This window comes from Empedobacter sp. GD03865 (assembly GCF_029840775.1).
In the GTDB taxonomy this organism is placed as follows: domain Bacteria; phylum Bacteroidota; class Bacteroidia; order Flavobacteriales; family Weeksellaceae; genus Empedobacter; species Empedobacter falsenii_B.
This window is the reverse complement of sequence record NZ_JAOCDF010000005.1, coordinates 19646-41569: the sequence shown is the minus strand read 5'-3', so window position 1 is coordinate 41569 and position 21924 is coordinate 19646. Positions and strand designations below refer to the sequence as shown.

20 protein-coding genes are annotated in these 21924 nt (G+C 31.4%); 14 read left to right on the top strand and 6 right to left on the bottom strand.

All coding sequences use genetic code 11. From position 1 onward, the window contains the following. Nucleotides 1-76: 76 nt before the first annotated feature. Entirely contained in the window at nt 77-679 is a 603-nt protein-coding gene (locus N5D46_RS03160; RefSeq protein WP_280049164.1) for a hypothetical protein, read from the bottom strand. A 249-nt stretch (nt 680-928) separates the two neighbouring features. Here N5D46_RS03160 and N5D46_RS03155 point away from each other — a divergent pair, with 249 nt between their 5' ends. Next, nucleotides 929-3193 carry an NADP-dependent malic enzyme gene (locus tag N5D46_RS03155; protein WP_280049163.1) on the top strand — a complete coding sequence of 755 codons (2265 nt, stop codon included), beginning with the start codon at nt 929-931 and terminating at the stop codon, nt 3191-3193. 157 nt (nt 3194-3350) lie between these two features. Here N5D46_RS03155 and dnaK read toward each other — a convergent pair whose 3' ends face one another. Together dnaK and N5D46_RS03145 are read right to left on the bottom strand one after the other, a co-directional pair. Beyond that, nucleotides 3351-5252 carry a molecular chaperone DnaK gene (gene dnaK, locus N5D46_RS03150; protein ID WP_114999032.1) on the bottom strand — a complete coding sequence of 634 codons (1902 nt, stop codon included), beginning with the start codon at nt 5250-5252 and terminating at the stop codon, nt 3351-3353. Nucleotides 5253-5644: 392 nt separating this feature from the next. Further along, complete coding sequence (locus N5D46_RS03145) at nt 5645-5971, bottom strand: tRNA-binding protein (protein ID WP_280037225.1); 327 nt, start codon at nt 5969-5971, stop codon at nt 5645-5647. Between the two features lie 615 nt (nt 5972-6586). Between N5D46_RS03145 and N5D46_RS03140 the strand changes: the two genes are divergently transcribed. The 6 genes from N5D46_RS03140 (at nt 6587) to ftsY (ending at nt 11793) form a co-directional block, all read left to right on the top strand. Next, nucleotides 6587-8230 (top strand): M1 family metallopeptidase, encoded by a 1644-nt coding sequence (locus tag N5D46_RS03140; RefSeq protein ID WP_280049162.1) that lies wholly within the window; start codon nt 6587-6589, stop codon nt 8228-8230. Nucleotides 8231-8373: 143 nt separating this feature from the next. Then, a complete protein-coding gene (gene lnt, locus N5D46_RS03135) occupies nt 8374-10029 on the top strand; it encodes an apolipoprotein N-acyltransferase (RefSeq protein ID WP_221853927.1) in 1656 nt (551 codons plus the stop codon). An 82-nt stretch (nt 10030-10111) separates the two neighbouring features. Further along, the gene (gene rpmB, locus N5D46_RS03130; RefSeq protein WP_038337064.1) at nt 10112-10348 is read left to right on the top strand and encodes a 50S ribosomal protein L28; all 237 of its coding nucleotides are present in this window, start codon (nt 10112-10114) and stop codon (nt 10346-10348) included. 11 nt (nt 10349-10359) lie between these two features. Then, entirely contained in the window at nt 10360-10542 is a 183-nt protein-coding gene (gene rpmG / locus N5D46_RS03125) for a 50S ribosomal protein L33 (RefSeq protein WP_038337065.1), read from the top strand. 14 nt (nt 10543-10556) lie between these two features. Next, entirely contained in the window at nt 10557-10706 is a 150-nt protein-coding gene (locus tag N5D46_RS03120; RefSeq protein ID WP_084106961.1) for a DUF4295 domain-containing protein, read from the top strand. A 124-nt stretch (nt 10707-10830) separates the two neighbouring features. Continuing rightward, nucleotides 10831-11793 carry a signal recognition particle-docking protein FtsY gene (ftsY, locus tag N5D46_RS03115; protein ID WP_114999036.1) on the top strand — a complete coding sequence of 321 codons (963 nt, stop codon included), beginning with the start codon at nt 10831-10833 and terminating at the stop codon, nt 11791-11793. 56 nt (nt 11794-11849) lie between these two features. Here the strand turns inward: ftsY and N5D46_RS03110 are convergent, their stop codons facing one another. Continuing rightward, the gene (locus tag N5D46_RS03110; RefSeq protein WP_280049161.1) at nt 11850-12326 is read right to left on the bottom strand and encodes a hypothetical protein; all 477 of its coding nucleotides are present in this window, start codon (nt 12324-12326) and stop codon (nt 11850-11852) included. A 2-nt stretch (nt 12327-12328) separates the two neighbouring features. Next, the gene (locus N5D46_RS03105) at nt 12329-12763 is read right to left on the bottom strand and encodes a hypothetical protein (protein ID WP_280049160.1); all 435 of its coding nucleotides are present in this window, start codon (nt 12761-12763) and stop codon (nt 12329-12331) included. Nucleotides 12764-12878: 115 nt separating this feature from the next. Between N5D46_RS03105 and N5D46_RS03100 the strand changes: the two genes are divergently transcribed. Then, the gene (locus tag N5D46_RS03100) at nt 12879-14969 is read left to right on the top strand and encodes an outer membrane beta-barrel protein (RefSeq protein WP_280049159.1); all 2091 of its coding nucleotides are present in this window, start codon (nt 12879-12881) and stop codon (nt 14967-14969) included. 148 nt (nt 14970-15117) lie between these two features. On the opposite strand, the gene N5D46_RS03095 is transcribed toward N5D46_RS03100, so the two are convergent. Continuing rightward, the gene (locus N5D46_RS03095; RefSeq protein WP_280049158.1) at nt 15118-16179 is read right to left on the bottom strand and encodes an acyl-CoA reductase; all 1062 of its coding nucleotides are present in this window, start codon (nt 16177-16179) and stop codon (nt 15118-15120) included. Nucleotides 16180-16241: 62 nt separating this feature from the next. Between N5D46_RS03095 and N5D46_RS03090 the strand changes: the two genes are divergently transcribed. The 6 genes from N5D46_RS03090 to N5D46_RS03065 all read left to right on the top strand — a co-directional run bounded on the left by N5D46_RS03090 (nt 16242) and on the right by N5D46_RS03065 (nt 21828). Continuing rightward, nucleotides 16242-16592 (top strand): 4Fe-4S dicluster domain-containing protein, encoded by a 351-nt coding sequence (locus tag N5D46_RS03090; protein WP_114999046.1) that lies wholly within the window; start codon nt 16242-16244, stop codon nt 16590-16592. Between the two features lie 164 nt (nt 16593-16756). After that, nucleotides 16757-16966, top strand: a complete 210-nt coding sequence (locus N5D46_RS03085; RefSeq protein ID WP_280037216.1) for a hypothetical protein — start codon at nt 16757-16759, stop codon at nt 16964-16966. Beyond that, nucleotides 16963-17430 (top strand): hypothetical protein, encoded by a 468-nt coding sequence (locus N5D46_RS03080; protein ID WP_280037217.1) that lies wholly within the window; start codon nt 16963-16965, stop codon nt 17428-17430. Before N5D46_RS03085 ends, N5D46_RS03080 begins: the two co-directional genes overlap by 4 nt. A 5-nt stretch (nt 17431-17435) precedes the next feature. Beyond that, nucleotides 17436-19103, top strand: coding sequence for an ABC transporter ATP-binding protein (locus N5D46_RS03075; RefSeq protein WP_125349677.1), 1668 nt, complete (start codon nt 17436-17438; stop codon nt 19101-19103). Between the two features lie 12 nt (nt 19104-19115). Further along, nucleotides 19116-20429 carry an HlyD family efflux transporter periplasmic adaptor subunit gene (locus N5D46_RS03070; RefSeq protein ID WP_125349676.1) on the top strand — a complete coding sequence of 438 codons (1314 nt, stop codon included), beginning with the start codon at nt 19116-19118 and terminating at the stop codon, nt 20427-20429. Continuing rightward, a complete protein-coding gene (locus N5D46_RS03065; protein WP_185144165.1) occupies nt 20413-21828 on the top strand; it encodes a TolC family protein in 1416 nt (471 codons plus the stop codon). Before N5D46_RS03070 ends, N5D46_RS03065 begins: the two co-directional genes overlap by 17 nt. Nucleotides 21829-21924: the final 96 nt, after the last annotated feature.

Below are 21924 nucleotides of genomic sequence, written 5' to 3'. Positions count from 1 at the left end.
ACTTTCTACATTGTGAAAAGTGGGATTTATTATTTATAAATTAATAATTTAAGTTATGTTTCCAATAACATCTCTTTTAGCTCTTTTCACCCCAGATAATAATATCAGATAAATTATCTATTTCAAATTTATGAGACAAGTTGTTTAGCTTATTAGAATAAGCTTCTAACTCATTTAGTAAGACTATAAAAGCTTTTTTTGTTTGATTATAATCTATTCTTATTTCTTTATTTGTATTGATTGGTATAAATGATTCATTTTCATCATCACAAATTATAACAATTTCGTTTTTAGATTTTGTTATTAAAGGACTTGGATGGCATTCTGTTAGATAAAAGTTAGAGAAATTTTTGTTTAAAATATTTTTCCAAAGCTGAATTTCTTCTAACAATCCACAACATTGTGGGAATAATTCAATTTTATTATTAATTGAAATTGCATATCCACCAAAAAGTGAAATGGAATCTTCTATTTTAGTATCAGTAAGATGTAAGTTTATAATCTTCTCCATATTTGCTAATGATATTTTCAAAAGATTGTATTGATAAATTCCAGACTGAATAGGTTGAGGAAAGTTAGTATAAATTTTATTAATTTGATTTTTTTGATAACTATCCCATTCGATAGAATTGTTGAATGAAATTTCTTGCAGAATTTTTCCATTTTGATTGTCTTTCAAAATAGGAGGTTCTATGTAAAGGAATAAATTTGATTTTATCCATTTTTGAAAATTTTGTAAAAATATCGTTTAATACTTATTACAATATACATAATTCTTATAAAAAATTAATAACCTCATAATATAAATTCGCCAAATAGTATAAGTTGATAAAAATTTTTCTAAAATTTTAAAAATCTAACATCTGTCATAAGTGGGTTGAATATATTTTGCCTAAATTTATTTTGAAAAAATATAAACCACAGAGAAATGAATGACAATCGTAAGAAAGATGCATTGAATTACCATTCGATGGGTCAACCAGGAAAGATTGCAGTAGTGCCTACAAAACCTACGAATACGCAACGTGATTTATCGCTTGCTTATTCGCCAGGTGTTGCGGAGCCTTGTTTAGAGATTGAAAAAGATCCAGAAAATGCTTATAAGTATACAGCAAAAGGAAATTTGGTTGCTGTTATTAGTAACGGTACAGCCGTTTTAGGTTTGGGAGATATAGGTGCAGTAGCTTCGAAACCTGTGATGGAAGGTAAAGGTCTTCTATTCAAAATTTTTGCTGATATTGATGTTTTCGATATCGAATTGGATACAAAAAATGTTGATGAATTTATCAATACGGTAAAAGCTTTAGAGCCGACTTTTGGTGGAATCAATTTAGAGGATATCAAAGCGCCTGAATGTTTCGAAATTGAGAAACGTTTGAAAGCCGAAATGAATATTCCAGTTATGCACGACGATCAACACGGAACAGCTATTATTTCTGGTGCTGCGTTGATTAATGCATGTGAATTACAAGGAAAAGATATTTCTAAAGTTAAAATTGTAGTAAACGGAGCTGGTGCTGCGGCGATTTCGTGTACAGGAATGTATATTTCTGTAGGAGCAACGAAAGAGAATATCGTGATGTTGGATAGTAAAGGTGTTATTCGTTCGGATAGAGATAATCTTGATCCTTCTAAAGCAGAATGGGCAACAGATCGTGATATTTCGACATTGGCAGATGCTGTTAAAGATGCAGATGTTTTTATCGGTTTATCGGCTGCAGATGTTTTATCAGCAGATATGTTGAATACAATGGCAGAAAATCCAATTGTGTTAGCAATGGCAAATCCAAATCCAGAGATTGCGTACGATTTAGCAGTTGCGACGCGTCAAGATATTATTATGGGAACTGGGCGTTCTGATTATCCAAACCAGGTGAATAATGTACTTGGGTTTCCGTATATTTTTAGAGGAGCGTTAGATGTTCGTTCGACGACAATTAATGAGGAAATGAAAATTGCTGCTGTTCGAGCAATTGCAGAATTAGCAAAAGAACCAGTTCCTGAAGTTGTGACGCAAGCATACAATAATCATTCGATCAAATTTGGAAAAGATTATATTATTCCAAAACCTAATGATCCACGTTTGTTACCAGAAGTTTCGGCTGCGGTTGCAAAAGCGGCGATTGAAACTGGTGTTGCTAAAAATATCATTACAGATTTCGAAGAATACAAATTGTCATTGATTAAGCGAATCGGAAAAGAAAGTACGATTATGCGTAATTTGACACAAACGGCAAAATCAAATCCAAAACGTGTTGTTTTTGCTGAAGGAGATCGTTTCGAAATTCTTCGTGCAGCGCAAATTGTAAAGGAAGAAAAAATCGCTATTCCAATTATTTTAGGAAAGAAAAATAAAATTCAACAAATGATTAAAGATTATATGTTGGATTTGGAAGATGTTGAAATTGTTGATACAAATGCAGAAGAAGATTCGGACAGATACAATCAATTCGTTGATTTTATTTATTCGAAACGTCAACGAAAAGGAATCTCAAAATCTGATGCGAAAAAATTATTGAGAGATCGTAATTATTTTGGTTCATGCATGGTTGAGTTTGGTTATGCAGATGCAATGATTTCGGGAATGACGAAAAACTATTCGCAAGCGATTCGTCCAGCTTTAGAATTAATTGGAGCGGAACAAGGTCAAAAAGTTGCGAGTATGTATATGATGTTGACAGAAAAAGGACCAGTTTTCTTAGGTGATACAACGGTTAATTTAGATCCAACTTCAGAGGATTTAGTTAACATTACATTGCAATTTAACGAAACAATTAAGAAGTTTAAAATTGAACCAAAGATTGCATTATTGTCTTATTCAAACTTCGGATCAAATAAAGGAGAAACGGTTTCTAAAGTTCAGAATGCAGTGAATTATCTACATCAAAATCATCCAGATGTTTTAGTTGATGGTGATATTCAGGCAAATTTTGCAGTGAATAAAGAGAAATTACAAAGTAATTTTCCGTTTTCTAAATTAGCAGGAACGCATGCGAATACATTAGTTTTTCCAAATCTTGAATCAGCGAATATTTCGTATAAATTATTACAAGAATTAGGAAATATAGAAGCGGTTGGACCAATTTTGATCGGAATGAAAAAACCAATTCATTTGTTACAATTGGATAGCACTGTTCGCGAAATTGTGAATATGGTTACCATTGCTGTAATTGATGCACAACAACATCAGTAAAATATAAATTTAGAATTAAAAAAATCCACTTAAATGATTTTAAGTGGATTTTTTGTATTGTATGAAACCGAGATGATTTAAAAAATAAACTATTTATATTAATAAACACAAAAAAGCCTCGCAATGCGAGGCTTTCCTATTGATAAATGAAATTCTATTATTTAACTTCTTCGAAGTCTACGTCTTCAACACCATCATTTTTTGCTTGACCTTGATCAGCTCCTGGTTGCGCTTGTGCACCACTTTCTTGACCTTCGTTCATTGCAGCATAAATTTCTTGTGAAGCAGCATTCCAAGCTGTATTTAATTTTTCCATAGAAGCATCAATTGCAGCAACGTCTTGAGCAGCGTGAGCAGATTTAACCTCAGCTAAAGCTTCTTCAATTGGTTGTTTTTTGTCAGCAGGAATTTTATCTCCGTACTCAGTCAATTGTTTTTCTGTTTGGAAAATTAACGCGTCAGCAGCATTTACTTTTTCAATTTTGTTTTTTGCTTCTTCGTCTTTTGCAGCATTTTCTTGTGCTTCTTTTTTCATTCTTTCGATATCAGCATCAGATAATCCAGATGAAGCTTCAATTTTGATTGATTGCTCTTTTCCTGTTCCTTTATCTTTTGCAGATACACTTAAGATACCATTCGCATCAATATCAAATGTTACTTCGATTTGAGGAACACCTCTTTGTGCTGGTGGAATATCTACTAAGTCAAAACGTCCGATTTCTTTGTTATCGTTGAATAATGGACGCTCTCCTTGACCAATTCTTAATGTTACTGCTGGTTGATTGTCAACTGCAGTTGAGAAAACTTCAGATTTTTTAGTTGGAATTGTTGTATTCGCTTCAATTAATTTTGTGAATACTCCTCCTAAAGTTTCGATACCTAAAGATAATGGTGTAACGTCTAATAATAATACGTCTTTTACATCACCTGTTAAAACACCTCCTTGGATAGCTGCACCAATTGCAACAACCTCGTCTGGATTAACTCCTTTAGATGGTTTTTTACCGAAGAATTTTTCTACTTCTTCTTGGATTTTTGGCATACGTGTAGATCCACCAACTAAGATAACTTCGTCGATATCGTTGATTGATAAACCTGCATCAGATAACGCTTTTTTACAAGGCTCCATAGAACGACGTACTAAATCTTCTGTTAACTGATCAAATTTAGAACGAGTTAAAGTTTCTACTAAGTGTTTTGGTCCTGTTTCGTTAGCTGTAACGTATGGTAAATTAATTTCTGTTTGAGCAGAAGAAGATAATTCGATTTTAGCTTTTTCAGCAGCTTCACGTAAACGTTGTAAAGCCATTGCGTCTTTTTTCAAATCTACACCTTCTTTCGCTTGGAATTCAGAAGCTAACCAGTTGATGATTGCATCATCAAAATCATCACCTCCTAAGTGTGTATCACCGTTTGTAGATAACACTTCGAATACACCGTCACCTAATTCTAGGATAGATACGTCAAAAGTACCACCACCTAAATCGTAAACAACGATTTTTTTATCTGAGTTTGCTTTGTCTAATCCGTAAGCTAATGCAGCAGCAGTAGGCTCGTTGATAATACGTTCTACTTTAAGACCTGCAATTTCACCAGCTTCTTTAGTTGCTTGACGTTGAGCATCGTTAAAATAAGCTGGTACAGTAATTACCGCTCTTGATACTTCTTGTCCTAAATAATCTTCAGCAGTTTTTTTCATTTTTTGTAAAATCATTGCTGAGATTTCTTGTGGAGTATAGTTACGTCCATCAATATCAACTGCTGGCGTATCATTGTTTCCTTTTACAACTGAATAAGGAACACGACCGATTTCATCTGCATCATTATTAAATTTAGTTCCCATGAAACGTTTAATAGAATAAATCGTTTTCTTTGGGTTTGTTACAGCTTGACGTTTTGCTGAATCACCAACTTTAATTTCCCCTCCTTCTACGAATGCTACGATAGATGGAGTAGTTCTTTTACCTTCTGCATTTGGAATTACAACTGGCTCACTACCTTCCATTACAGAAACACAAGAGTTCGTTGTACCTAAGTCGATTCCGATTATTTTGCTCATATTGTTTAGTTATTTTTTATATTATTAATGATTTATTTTAAACTTTTACACATCATCAAAAATGATGCTACACCAGAATAGTCAATCTTTGTGCCAACATAAAAAAAATGACATCCAATAGATTTTAGATGTCAGGTTGTCAGATTATGATTAATGATTTGATTATTTATCGATAAAAAAGTCAGTTTATTGGTTGATAAAATGTCAGCGTTAAGTTATATACTTAAACTCAAACTTTATCTCAGTCTTAGTCTCAATCTCAATCTATGTTGTGAGAAAATAATAATTGTTTTAAAAGTTTGTTTACTCATCAGTTTTAATCAAACTCAAATTTTATCTCAGCCTTAACCTCAGTCTTAGTCTTAGTCTTAGTCTTAGTCTTAGTCTCAATATTACCCAATCTTACTTCCGTTTTCTACTTTTCGTTCGGGATTCAAGAGAATAACATCTTTATTATTTCCATAAACGCCCATCACGAGACATTCGCTCATAAAAGTGGCAATTTGTTTTTTCGGAAAGTTAACCACAGCCATTATTTGTTTTCCAATCAATTCTTCTTTGGTATAAAGCGATGTAATTTGTGCCGAACTTTTCTTGATTCCTAACGGACCAAAATCAATTTCTAATTGATAAGCAGGATTTCTTGCTTTCGGAAAATCATTTGCACTGATAATTGTCCCAATTCTCATATCAACTTTCTCGAAATCTTTCCAAGAAATTGTTTCAGTATTATTTTCAGGTTTTGGTTCTTCTTTTAGTTTATTCTCTTTGTCGTAAATCGTTTGCAGAATTTTTTCTAAATCAGTTTTTTCATTCGCATATTTCGTTTTCATGTTATCTGGCATTCGGTTATAATACGTCAACGCTTTTTCGCCAAATTGTTTGATGTAAAAATTAGTCAATGGAGGAACGTTTGGAAATTGTTTATGAAAAATCATTTCTGTATACGCTTGCCATTCGCGTTCTTCTCGCAATTCAATTTGATTTTCGCCCGAACGCTGAAAAACATGTACCATTTCGTGCATCAAAACATTGGAAAGTAATACTAAATCAAAATCAAGAATATTACGCGGAACACGAATTGTAATTCCTGTTTTTTCTTCACCTTCTGCAGTCAATAAAAAACCTTTCGGATCGATTTCTTCTCGAAACGTAAAACCTGTAAAAGCATTATGTTTTAATTTCAATTCATCTAAAATTTCGTACAATGCTTCAACGATTAAGTGATTATTTTTTAAATAATTTATTCTTTCCTTAAATTTTTCTGTAATCATAGCTTTTTGGCTTATTTATCAAATATATAATCTTATTTTTGATATGTTTTAAAAATGACTATGAAGAAATTAGTACTATTACTTGGCTTGATCTCGATAACAACAAATGCACAAGTACTTAATAACAAACAAGAGTTTACGCGACAAGATTCGCTTCGCGGAACGAATAATGAATTCCGAAATTGGTGGGATGTTAAAAAATATAAAGTAAGTGTAGAACCAGATTATCAGTCAAAATCGATAAAAGGAAAAACGACAATTACGTTTGATAAAATTGCTCCTCAACAATCAGATTTATTGCAGATAGATTTACAAGATCCAATGATGGTTTCGGCTGTAAAATTGAATGGAAAGAAAATTTCTGATTTCAAACGTGATGGAAATGTCTATTTTATTAATGTCGGAAAAAATATCAAGAATACGTCGAATCAATTAGAATTAGAATACAACGGAAATCCTCGTGTTGCGGTGAGAGCGCCTTGGGATGGTGGTTGGATTTTTGCGAAAGATGAAAAAGGTCGCGATTGGATGTCTGTTGCGGTACAAGGTTTGGGCGCAAGTGCTTGGTTTCCGAACAAAGATTATTTAGGCGATGAGCCAGATAATGGAATGGAATTGGAAATTATTACGCCAAAAAATTTAGTTGGAGTTGGTAATGGACGATTAGTTTCTAAAAAAGAGAAAAATGGTAAAACAATTTCTACATGGAAAGTTGTCAATCCAATCAATAATTATAACATTATTCCATATATCGGACATTATGTCAATTTCAAAGATACTTTCGAAGGCGAAAAAGGTAAATTGGATTTAGATTATTATGTGTTAGATTATAATATAGATAAAGCAAAATTGCAGTTTGAACAAGCAAAATTGATGTTGAAAAGTTTTGAATATTGGTTTGGACCTTATGCTTTCTACGAAGATTCTTTCAAGATTGTAGAAGCTCCGCATTTAGGAATGGAGCATCAATCTGGAATTGCGTACGGAAATAAATTCGAGAATGGTTATTTAGGTCGTGATTTATCAGGTTCTGGCTGGGGATTGAAATGGGATTTTATCATCGTTCATGAAGCTGGTCACGAATGGTTTGGGAATAATATTACCGAAAAGGATGTGGCAGATATGTGGATTCACGAAGCGTTTACGGCTTATTCGGAAACTTTGTTCACAGAAACTTATTATGGAAAAGATGCGGCAAGCGAATATGTGCGTGGAACGAGAAAGGCAATCCAAAATGATATTCCAATTATCGGCGTGTATGGCGTAAACCAAGAGGGTAGTGGTGATATGTACTATAAAGGTGCAAATATGATTCACACGTTGAGAACTTGGATGAATAATGATGAAAAATTCAGACAAATGTTGCGTGGATTAAACAAAGAATTTTATCATCAAACTGTAACTACAGAACAAATTGAAAATTATATTGCGAAGTTTTCTGGTTTAAATTTGAACGCTTTTTTCAATCAATATTTAAGAACAGTTAAAATACCTACTTTAGAACTTAAACAAAATGGAAATAAAGTTGAATATCGTTATACGAATGTTGTTGATGGATTTGCAATGCCGTTACGATTGAAAGATTCTGATATAACCATCAATCCTACGACTAATTGGCAAACAATTAATAATTCAACGATTACAAAAGCGATTGATGTAACAATTAATCCAAATTATTATATCGATTCGCATATTATATATTAAAACTGAATGAGATATTGAAACAAGTTCAACATGATAAGGAAAGTCAACCTGAACTTGTTTTCAGGTTCTCATCCAAAATGATTTATAAAATATTCCAAACAAATATCATCGGTTATTGAATGATGAAATTATAAATTTGTGACATGAAAAAATATATTGCATACGCAATCTTATCAGGATTATTATTAACAGCAGGTTGGCCATCGCATGGTTTTCCATTGTTATTATTTATAGGATTTGTACCCTTGATGTTGGCAGAACATCAAATCACGCAACGCGCAGAATTCAAGAAAAAAGGACGCAAAATTTTCGGACTTTCGTTTTTAGCTTTCTTTATTTGGAATGCGATTGTAATTTGGTGGTTGCATTATGCACAAGAAACGGACGCGAATGGAGATTTGCACAATTCGTGGAGCGCTTATTTGATTCCCGTTGTAGCGAATTCGTTGTTTATGTCAATTGTTTTTCAGTTGTATCATTTTGTCAAAACAAAAGCGGGTAATCTGTATGGATTGGTTTTTCTTCCTGCGATTTGGATGAGTTTTGACAAACTAACCTTGAACTGGGAACTAACTTGGCCTTGGTTTAACCTAGGAAATGGTTTTGCAAAATATTACGAATGGGTGCAATGGTACGAATACACAGGAACTTTTGGAGGTGCACTTTGGATTTGGTTAGTTAATATTACGGTATTCTATTATTTGACGGCTTATATTAATAAGAAAGAAATGAGGTATCTAAACAAATTAGGTATTTATGCTGGATTATTAATTGCTGTGCCAATTGGTATTTCTTATATTATTTATGCGAATTACGAAGAAAAGGGAAAAGCACTTGATGTGTTAGTTCTTCAGCCAGATCTTGATCCATACAACGAAAAGTATATGAAAGATGGTTTGCAGATTTATGAAGAATTGAAACAATTGGCACTGAAAAATATTAAACCAAAAACTCAATTTGTTGTTGCACCAGAAACAGCCGTACCTGGATCATCTGCTTTGATTTTTGATAATATGTATGATGATTTAATTATACAAGACATTCAGCAATGGACAAAAACTAAAAAAGATTTACATTTTGTAACAGGAGCATCTATTATGCGAATTTATCCAATGCAATCTTTAGCATCGGAAACGGCATCTGTTATGAGAGATGGAATTACGTGGTACGACGCTTATAACTCAGCTTTGCAGATAAGTGGAAACGATTCGATAGAAGTTTATCACAAGAGTAAATTAGTACCTGGAGTAGAAATTTTTCCATATCGAAACATTTTAATGCCAATTATTGGAGAATTTATGCTTAACTTTGGCGGCACAACAAAAACGTTGGGGATTCAACCTCATCGTTCTGTTTTCAAGAATAAAACAAACAACGCTACTGTTGCTCCGGTTATATGTTACGAATCTATTTACGGAGACTATACAACAGAATATGTGAGAGAAGGCGCAAATGTTATATTCACAATGACCAACGATTCTTGGTGGGGCTCTACCGATGGTCATCGTCAATTACTATTATATGGTAATTTGAGAGCTATTGAAAATAGACGCGCTATCGTTAGATCTGCAAATTCAGGTATTTCGGCTTTCGTTAATCAGCGAGGAGATATAATGAAGTCTTTACCATATGGAGAGCAGGGTGCTTTAAATGGTACAATTTTAATGAATAGTGAATTAACGTTTTATACAAAATATGGCGATGTAATCGCGAGGATAGCGCTGTTGGTAATGGGAATTATCTTGGCTTATACTCTTGCGCAGAAGTTGTTATATAAACAAAATAAGAAAAAAATATAAAATTAATAACCTAAAGAGTTGTATAAGTAATATATAATTTGTTACTTTGCACTCCGTTTAAAATAGGACAATACAAAATAAGATGTCAAAAATTTGTCAAATTACAGGTAAGAAGAGATTAGTGGGAAACAATGTTTCTCATGCTAATAATAAAACAAAACGCACTTTTGAAGTGAATTTGTTCAAAAAGAGATTTTTTATGCCAGAAACTGGTGAGTGGATTACATTAAGAGTTTCTGCACACGGTTTAAAAACAATCAACAAATTAGGAGTTGATGAGGCTGTTAAACGTGCACGTAAAGAAGGTTTAATCAAATAATTTAAGACACCATGGCAAAAAAAGGAAACAGAGTACAGGTTATTTTAGAATGTACAGAGCATAAAGAAAGTGGTATGCCAGGAATGTCTCGTTATATCACAACTAAAAACAAAAAAAATACTCCAGATCGTATTGAGTTGAAAAAATACAACGCAGTATTGAAAAAGTATACAATTCACAAGGAGATTAAATAATAAAATTTTAGACGATGGCAAAGAAAACGGTAGCAACCCTACAAACTGGGTCTAAAAAAATGACCAAAGTTATCAAAATGGTAAAATCTCCAAAATCTGGAGCTTACGTATTTGTTGAAAAAGTAGTTAATGCTGATGAAGCAGATTCTTTCTTCACGAAATAATCAAATCATCTCCTTAACAAAAAATATTTAAGGTTAATTGAGCTGCCTCGTTTTCAGGGCGGCTTTTTTATTTCCTTATATTTTATGTATCTTCGTACAAAATTTTAAGAAATTTAGCTTATTAATGAGTTGGTTCAAAAAGATATTAGGTAAAGAAAGCAAAGAAAAATTAGATGAAGGATTAGAAAAATCTAAAACTTCTCTATTTGATAAAATCAGTCGCGCTGTAGTAGGTAAATCTAAAGTAGACGATGAGGTTTTAGATGATTTAGAAGAAGTATTGATTTCTTCTGATGTCGGTGTTGAAACAACGATCAAAATTATTCGTCGAATAGAAGAACGTGTAGAACGTGATAAATATGTTTCGACTTCTGAGTTAGATTTAATTCTTCGCGAAGAAATTGCAGGCTTACTTTCCGAAAATAATATAGAAGATACAAACGGTTTTTCGATTCCGAAGAAAGATGTACCATACGTTATTATGGTGGTCGGAGTAAATGGAGTTGGTAAAACAACTACGATTGGTAAATTGGCTTCTCAGTTCAAATCACAAGGACTTAAAGTGGTTCTGGGAGCAGCTGATACGTTTCGTGCGGCGGCTGTAGATCAATTAGTAATTTGGTCGGAGCGTGCAGGTGTACCAATTGTAAAACAAGCAATGGGTTCTGATCCTGCTTCGGTTGCATTTGATACCATTCAGTCGGCAGTTGCCCAAAATGCAGATGTTGTTTTGATTGACACAGCAGGACGTTTGCATAACAAAATTAACTTGATGAATGAGTTGACAAAAATAAAACGTGTGATGCAAAAGGTAATTCCAGATGCGCCTCACGAAGTTTTATTAGTGTTAGATGGTTCTACAGGTCAAAATGCTTTTGAGCAAGCAAAACAATTTACACAAGCAACAGAAGTATCTTCTTTAGCAGTTACAAAATTAGATGGAACAGCAAAAGGAGGAGTAGTAATTGGAATTTCTGATCAATTTCAGATTCCAGTTAAATACATTGGTGTTGGTGAAGGAATCAATGATTTACAAGCTTTCAATAAAATGGAGTTTGTCGATTCTTTTTTCAAACGAAATAATTAAGAAATTTAATTTCTATAAAAATATAAATCCTTCAAGAAAAACTTGAAGGATTTTTTTTATCTATAAAAATCTTTTTCTTTGAGATTTAGTTTTTCTAAAATTAATGTAATAACTGCATGTAATTTATTCGATTGAGAATCTGATGTTTCTAAAACAATAGTATTATTATCTTCATAATTAGCGTTTATACTTAACTTAGTAGTATATCCATCAAGCGAAATTGTTTTTCGATTTTTAATAAAATCTGAAAAATTTAAATCAAGAATCTGATCTTCAATTTGTGCAAAATCCTTTTTACTCAATAAAATTTTCTTTTCTTCATTTTTTCCTTTCAACATACTTTTAGTGTAAAGGACAATTATTTTATCTGTGTCTTTAGGATGAAACATAGAAGTTGTATTCGTAAAATCAATTTTAACTCCACTTGGAATAATATGACTTGCAGAGTTTTCTAAAGTCATTGATGTAATTCTATCTTGACCAAAAGTACTAATGGAACAGATAAGTAAAATAGTCAATAATTTATAATTCATAACTAATAAATCACCTTAATATATTCTTTATAAAACTTTTTGCTTTTGTTTTCTTTTTTCGAAATAGTTTTTAGAAACTCATTCAAATATTCTCTAAAAGGCGAATCTTTCGCTAAAGCATCTTGTTTTTTACTTGTCAAAACCTGAACTGTTCCGTACATTTCTTCATCATTTTCTACGCTCGATGCAATCAAAGTAAAGGTTTCATTGGCTTCATTAATGATATTTTTATTCGACCAAACTAACAACGGTTGATTATTTTCAGTGTACAAAACATTGTCCCATTTTCCTAACCAATCATATAGCATTTTTTTCGCAACTAAAGACGTTTGGAAACTTTCGACACGATATTCTGTCAACGAACGTTCGGCTTGTTCTTGCGCATATAATAAATTGAAACTTGTAAAAAGTGCGATAAAAAGAAATAATTTTTTCAAACTCAAAAATCTTGTTTAGCGTAAAGTTATCAAAAATAATTGCAATTCTTATGTAACTTATTTGTTCTTCATGCGTCATATAAATATATACTAACTCTTAATAGTAGAATTAACCATGAAAAAATTTTTTGTACTTGCTGTTACATTGTCAGGAATTTTTGCTTTTGGACAAGATGAAAAGCAGGACTCAACCGACTATAATCCAATAGAAATAAAAGAAGTTTTAGTTCAGTCGCAACGCAAAAAAATGTTTGCAGACAAAGCAGTTTATACGTTTGATAAAGAAGCGTTGGAAAAGGCGCGCTACGCAAAAGATTTGTTGAATACGTTACCAGAACTACAAGTTGATCCAATTTCGAATACAATACAGAGTACAAAAGGTGGAACGACTTTGTTATTGATTAATGGAATTGAGGCAACAGATAATCAAATTCGTGCTGTGAAACCGCAAGATGTGGTGCGTGTTGAGTATTTTGATATTCCGCCAGCGCGTTATGCAAATCGTGCAGATCAAGTGGTGAATTTGATTACGCGTAATCCAGAAAATGGTTATGTATATGGTGCGGATCTCACTTCGGCGTTTACAACAGGTTTTATAAATGGTTCTGCTTATGCGAATTTTACGAAAGGAAAAAGTAACTTTGGATTAGAGTATAACATTTATCTGAGAGATTATAAAGATCGTACTTCGATGAATATTTATGATTATAACTTAAATAATATTCATTACAGAACAGAAAATCAGCGCAACGAATATTTTGGATATACGGATCAAACAATTGCATTGCGATATACCAATTCGGATTCGGATAAATATGCTTTTCAAGCAAAGTTGGATATGAATATCAGTTCGAGTTTTGCTTATGCGAATGGAACAAGTTTGTTCTATCAAAATAGTTTATTAAACAATCATTCAACCTATAAACATTCTAATTCTAATTATTCAAAACCAACATTAGATCTTTATTATTCGAGAAAATTAGGAAAGAAAGATGAGTTAAGTTTAAATGTAGTTGGATCGATGTATACAACGAAATCGATTGACGAAACGCGCGAATGGGAAACAATTTCTGGTGCTGAACAATATAATTATTTGACAAATTTAGAAGCTGATCAAAAAGGAATTGTAGGAGAAATAGCGTATACACATAGTTTCGAGAAAGGAAAATTAAATTCTGGTTATCGAATTTCGAATAATTCAATTGATAATAAATTAGAAAACTTAAATGGTCCTTCGAATAATAAAGTAAATTATTTAGAACAATATATCTATTCTGAATATTCTGGAAAAGCGAAAAAGTTGTCATATCGTTTGGGTGTTGGATTAACGAATGTTCATAACAAGAATGAAGATACAAACACAGATACGTGGACGTTTACACCAAAATTAGTATTGGGTTATGAATTAGCGAAGAATCAAAATTTACGTTTTTCGAGTTCATACAAACCAACCAGTCCTTGGAATTCGGCATTGAGTAAAAACGTGATTCAGGTTGTAGAAAACATTACACAAGAAGGAAATCCGTATTTAACCATTCAGAAATCGTTTGGAAATAATTTGATTTACTCTTTCAATTCAAAATATTTTGATTTAAATACAAATGCATTTTATCATTATACAAAAGATCCAATTAATCAATTGTATTTGCAAAATATCATAAATGGAAATGTAGAAGGATATAAATTAACCTACGAAAATGCTCAAAATTCGCAACGTTACGGTGTTCAAATTACAGGTTCTATCAAACCTTTCGGAACAGATATTTTAGCTGTTAAAGTAAATATAGCACCAGCAACAGAGCGTTTTAAAACGAAAGATGGTAGAATTTTGAAGAATGATTATATCGGAAATTATTTTGCATTATCATCTGTTTACAAAAACTTTCGTGTAGATTATCAATTTAATATTCCGTATTACACGTTGGGCGGAGCTTTGTTGTATACACAAGAAAACATGAACCATGCTTTTGCGAGTTATAAGTACAATAATTGGACTTTTTCTACTGGAATGTATTGGATTGGAATGCCATCGACTTACAAGCAAAAAACGATGGATAAACAATATGTGGATTATTCTCGTGTAGGGAAAATTTGGGACAACAAATCGATGTTTGTTGTTGGTTTGAGCTTTGATTTTGCTAAAGGTAAGAAAACAAATATCAACCGAAAATTAGAAAATGAAACTGCTGGAGCAGCAACGTTTTAATAAATAAACTAAAAGAGAATCCTTAGGATTCTCTTTTAGTTTATTTATAATTTAGATGCAATGTTGAAACGAGCTCAACAAGAAATAAAGTAAATGTCATTCCGACGAATGTAGGAATCTATAATTAAATTATTTTTGCATCTAACATCTACAACTCCGTCAAAAACTTCAGTGTATCAATATTATCAGCGTAATCAGTTAATTTCGGAAATTGAGTTTGTCCAAATTCAACATAATTCGGATTATCTTTCATGTCATTTCCAACCACACATTGTATTTGATCTTCATTTTCGATCAAATATTTTTTTACATCATTTACATCTTCATAAACTTCAAAATTTACAACTGCAATTGGAGAATGTAAAGCTGTATCTTTTTTCATTAGAACAAAATTATTGTCTAAAAATTCATCTTTTCCTAACAAAAATATTGCACGATTGTAATCGTAATTATTTGCATATTTAGGATGATTAATCACATCACCATAAGAAAAAATAGCTTCGAAAATTTTTGGTAATTGAACTTCATCTTTTACATAAAGTTTAGTTACATTTCGGCAACCTAATCCAAAATAAATGAATAAGTCGTTACCCAATTTTTTCAATTCTTCATCAGTTTCCGAACCATTCAATACAGCAACCGAAGTTCTATTTTTACGAATAATGTTAGGAACTTTTCCAAAATATTGTTCAAAATAACGTGCCGTGTTATTACTTCCAGTTGCAATAACTGCATCAAAATTTTCTAATCGTTCAACAGTTTGAATAATCAATTTGAAATTTTCATCAATCGAATACAAATATTTTATCGCTAATTTGATTAATTTATCATCTTTAGATGAGGTTTTGATTAACGCATTATTTCCAGAAATAACAACAGAAAGCAAATCATGAAAACCAACCAAAGGTAAATTTCCTGCCATTATAATTCCAACATTTTTTGGCATTTCAGCAAATGGATAATCTTTCGTCCAAGCCAATAAATTTTCTTCCGTTAAAGCTTCTGCCCAACTTTTCAAGGCTAACGTAATATTATCTTTTGTAAACCAATTGTTGTAGGCTTCTGCATCGCTCACCGCATATTCAGCTTCTTCTTTCCAATTCTCGAATTTTTCTGTCAGTTCTGTGTCTTTAATCGAATCATTATTTATAATAAAATTAAAAAACTGCCCCAATTCGTTAAATGCTGAAATCCTTTGTTCAAATGTCATTTTTTCTGAAAATTAAATGTAATTTTGTAGTTGCAAATGTAGGAAATAAAAAAACAGATACAATGGCTATAATTATTACAGATGAATGTATAAATTGTGGAGCTTGTGAGCCAGAATGTCCAAATAACGCGATTTATGAAGCTGCGGTAGATTGGAAATATTCTGATGGAACTTCTCTTAGCGGAACAATTGTAAACGTAGACGGCGCAACTTTTGACGCTGATGCGGTGCAAGATCCTGTGAGTGATGAGGTTTATTACATTGTTCCCGATAAATGTACTGAATGTAAAGGTTTCCACGAAGAACCACAATGTGCGGCAGTTTGTCCGGTGGATTGTTGTGTGCCTGATGATAACCACGTAGAAAGCGAGGAACGCCTTTTGAGTAAAAAAGCGTTTATGCACTTAGAGTAAAAATCGTCACAACTTTACATATCATAACCTCGACTTTTAGAAGTCGAGGTTATGATATGTTCAATTTTCTAATCACATTTTAATATTATTCTAATCGGATAGTAATACTATTATAGCGTATAGTCTTGTATTTTTGATAGGAAAGATTAAATAAATAAAAACGGATGAATTTTCAGTTGAAATTCAGTGTAAACGAAAAACTATATCTTAAAAATCCAGAAAGTAGCGAAGTTGGAAAAACTATTGTAAAACAAGCAATAGAGCTGATTTTTGAAACAGGATTTGAACATTTTACATTCAAAAAATTGGCGGTAAAAATAAATTCTACAGAAGCTACAATTATCGTTATTTTTCTTCAAAATATAAATTATTGACCTATATTTTGAATTGGTATTGGTCTTACATTGAATTTATTTGCGAATTAAAAACGAAAGAGATTAAAAACTCATTAGAAAAATTAGATAAGATATTAGAGATTATTACACATTATGATAATTCTTGTGAAGAAGTGGAAGATTATAATATAAAGAAGCTTCATACCATTGTAATATCAGAAAGTAGTAAATCTTATCTCGTAAAAGAAGTAGATAAAATTTGTAAAGAAATGGTTTTTGCTCCATTAGAAAGTCTTTGCAAATTTATTGCGGTAATCATAGAAGAAGTTAAAGGAGATTTTCCTTATCCTTTTTCTTTAGCAAGTACATTATTAGAAACTGCGCACGATCAACATTTTTTTAGTGAACATTTACCTAATCTTACAGATAATCATCAAGAACAGAATCACACAGTTTATGTGTTAGATTATTTAAAATATATTACGTCAAACTTTATCAAATAAACACAATGGCATCAATATCAGCAAGCGAACACGGTAGAAAACTGCTTCGCTATATTACAAAAGAGAAAAAAGATGTAACAAATATTTATTTCTATGCAATACTAAATGGACTTGTGTCTTTAAGCATTCCGTTAGGTATACAATCTATTATTGGGTATGTGTTAGGAGCAACAATGGTTACCTCTATTTATATCCTGATTTTCTTTGTTGTAATCGGAACTTTCTTTGTAGGATATTTTAGATTGAAAGTAATTGAAATTATCGAAAAAATTCAACAAAAAATATATGTAGAATTTTCGATGGCTTTCGCAGATAAATTACCTAAAGTAAACTTATCAACTACTAGAAAGTATTATTTACCAGAGTTAATGAATAGATTTTTTGATATTCAGAATTTTCAAAAAGGAGTTTCAAAAGTTCTTTTAGAAATACCAACGGCATTAATCCAAATTCTGTTTGGTATCTTATTATTAGCTTTTTATCACCCTTGGTTTTTAGCATTTGGAGGACTTGTAGTTATATCTATTGTTATGATATTTTACTACACAATGGAAAGTGGAATAAAATCTAGTATAGAAGAAAGTGATAAGAAATATGAAACGGCAGCTTGGATAGAAGATGTCGCAGCTTCTGTAAAAACATTTAAAATACATTCAGAAAAAGGAACGCATCTTATTGGAACAGATGACCGTGTTTCAGATTATTTAGATGATAGAACTTCTCACTTTAAAGTACTAGTTTTCCAATACAAAACAGTAATTGCCTTTAAAGTAATAATTACGTTTACAATGTTAGCTATAGGTACTTACCTTATGTTGGATCAGCAATTAAATATTGGGGCATTTATTGCAACAGAAATTGTTGTTTTAACAATTATGGCCGCTGTAGAAAAGTTAATTGTTAGTTTAGAGAGTTATTATGATATGATTACTTCTTATGCTAAGCTTACTAAAGTAACAGAATTAGACGAAGAAGTTGAAGGAGATATAGAACTTTTATACAAAAAACAAGGAACAACAATTGAGTTTAAAGATGTAGAATTTGCCTATAATGATAGTCCTAAAATTTTAGACAATATAAACTTTAAACTTCAAGAAAATACATTAACAGTAATAACAGGAAAAACAGGTACTGGGAAATCACTTCTTTTAAATATGTTGGCTGGTTTTTACGAATCGAGCTCAGGAAGTATTCTTTACGATAAAATTCCATTGAAAAACTTAAATAAGAAACATTTCAGAAGTAGTGTTGGACTTTATTTAGAGAGTGCAAAAGTTGTTCAAGGAACTGTTCAAGAAAATATTCTTTTAGGAAATACACAAAGCAATACACAAAGTATTATAGAACTTTCTGATGAATTAGGAATAGAAAATATTTCTAATTTATTTAGTAAAGGTTTTGCAACAGAAATTAGCGAAACAGATTCGGAACTTTCATTTAGTTCTAAAAAGAAAGTACTTCTTCTTCGTTCATTATTAGGAGAAAAGAGATTATTGCTTTTAGAGAATCCTATGAGCGGAATGTCAGATCAATTTCAAGAAAAAATGATTGAGTATTTAAATGGCTTAAAAAAGCATACAACTATTGTTGTTGTGTCGTCGAATAATAAGCTTATCCGATTTGCAGATCAACATCTTCATTTAGAAGATGGAACACTTAAAGTTATTTCATAAAAATTAAAGAAAATGCAACTAAAATCATTCGATAAAATATATCAAATTCGTAAAAAATCGAGAGTTAAAAGATGGTTTTTATTCATTCTTTTAGCCGGAATTGTTACGTTGTTTCTTCCTTGGACACAGAATATAAAAGTTAAAGGAAATGTTTCATCTTTATATCAATCTCAGCGTCCACAACAATTAAATTCTCCAATTCCTGGACGAATTATTAAATGGAATGTAAAAAATGGAGATTATGTTTCTAAAGGAGATACACTTTTACAACTATCTGAGATAAAAGAAGATTACATGGATCCTTTGTTAGTACAGCGTACAGAAGAACAAGTGGATGCAAAAATAGGCGTAAGAGAATTTTATAGAGCTAAAGTTGGTACAGCAAAAAATCAATTAGAGGCTTTAAATGCAGCTAGAGATTTAAAATTAAATCAGGTTAAAATTAAAATTAGTCAGTTAAATAACAAATTAGTTGGAGAAGAAGCTGAATTAGTTGCAGCAACAAATGAGCTAAAACTTTCTGAAGATCAGTATGCAAGACAAAAGAAAATGTATGATGAAGGTTTAGTTTCATTAACACAATTTCAACAAAGAAGTATTTCTTATCAGAATTCGATTGCGAAGAAAACAGCTTATGAGAATAAAGTTTCACAAACGAAACAAGAAATCATTAATACACAAATTGAGCAAAATGCTGTAACACAAGATTACAATGAGAAATTAAGTAAAATTGAAGGAGAGCGTTTTCAAAGTATGGGACAAATTGAAGGAAGTGATGGAGATATTGCAAAACTTCAAAATCAAGTTGCGAATTATAAAGCAAGACAAGGTTTATACTTTATTATTGCTTCTCAAGACGGTCAAATAGTTCAGTTGAACAAAGCTGGTATTGGAGAAGTATTAAAAGATGGAGAAAACATTGGTACTATTGTTCCTACGAAAGTAGATTATGCTGTAGAGATTTATGTTCGACCAGTAGATTTGCCATTGGTAAAAGAAGGACAGCGTGTAATGTGTATTTTCGATGGTTTTCCAGCAATTGTTTTCTCTGGTTGGCCAGATTCTAGTTATGGTGTTTTTTCAGGAAAAGTTGTTGCTGTAGAAAGTAATATTAGTCCAAATGGTCTTTTTAAAGCATTGGTTATTGAAGATAAAAATGAGAAAAAATGGCCAACAAAAATTAAGATGGGAACAGGAACACAAGGAATTGCAATTCTTAACGATGTTCCTATTTGGTACGAGTTATGGCGAAATATAAATGGATTTCCACCAGATTACTACGAGGTTGCAAATACAAAAACAACAAAAGATGAAAAAAGTAAATAAGGTATTCCTTGTTTTAGTTTTATTAATTTCTCACTTTAGTTTTGGACAGGATTCTTTAAAAATATCTTCATCAGAATTTATTTCAGTGGTGAAGAATTATCATCCACTGGCTTTAAAATATCAACTTCAGAATAAAATAGCATTGGAAGAAATAACAAGAGCAAGAGGTGGTTTTGATCCTGTTTTAGCAGCAAAATTAGGAGAAAAGAATATTGATGGAACAAGGTATTATGAACAAAAAAATATTGAACTAGGTATTCCGACTTGGTATGGAATAGATATTAATGGTAGTTACAATCATATACAAGGAGATAAATTAAGTAATACAGAAACTGTTGGAGGTTTATTTCAATTTGGTGTAACAATTCCTTTGGCTAAAAACTTATTGTACGATAAAAGAAGAGCAATGTTAGATCAGGCAAAATTTGCACTGAAAATGACAGAAGCTGAGCAAACGGTTTTAACAAACGACCTTCTTTTAGAAGCAGAAAATACCTATTGGGAATGGGTTCAGAATTTTGAAATTTATAAATTAAAATCTGAAATTGTTGACATTAATAAAGAGCGTTTAGATTTTACAAGAAAAACATTAGATTTTGGAGAAGTACCTGCTATTGATACTATAGAAGCACTTTCTCAGTTGCAAAGTTTTGAATTGCAACGACAAGATGCTTTTTTAAATTTTGTAAAAAGTACACAGCAGCTTCAGTTATATTTATGGAAAGATAATCAACAACTGTATGAGCTTACAGCAATGATTTATCCTTCGGATGGATTAGAAAATCATTCAGCTTATTCTGATTTTGAGTTTTTAATTGACGAAGTAGAATCTCAAGAATTAGATGCGCATTCATCTATTTTATATTACAATCAAAAACAAAATATCTTAGAAAGTGAACGAAGATTAAAATTTCAGAGTTTTCTTCCTAAAATAGATTTTACGTATAATTTCTTTACGAAAGAGGGGTACTCAGCCGATTATTTACCATTCTTTGATAATAATTTTCAATATGGTTTAAAGTTAGAAATTCCGATATTTCTACGAGAAGCAAGAGCAAATTATGAAATAGCTAAAATTAAGCTGAATCAGAATGCTTTAGATACTCAGATAAAAAGTAGAGAGTTAGATGTTAAAATAGAGACCTATAAAAATGAAATTTTAAATTTTCATACTCAAATAAATCTTTCTCGAAATAATCTGCAAAATTATAGAAAGCTTTTAGATGCAGAAGAAACAAGGTATGGAATTGGTGAAAGTTCACTCTTCTTAATTAATTCACGCGAAAATAAAGTTATAGATGCTCAAGAGAAATTTATTTCTATTCGAACAAAATTTCTAAAAAGTTTTAATAAACTAAAATGGTTGAAAGAAAATTTTTTAGTTGCAACTACAAATTAAGGCATAATGCCTATTTATTATTTTCGTATTTGTTTGATTTATAATTTATTTATATTGAAAAATATAAGATTAAATTCTTTCAATTACTTGAAAAGT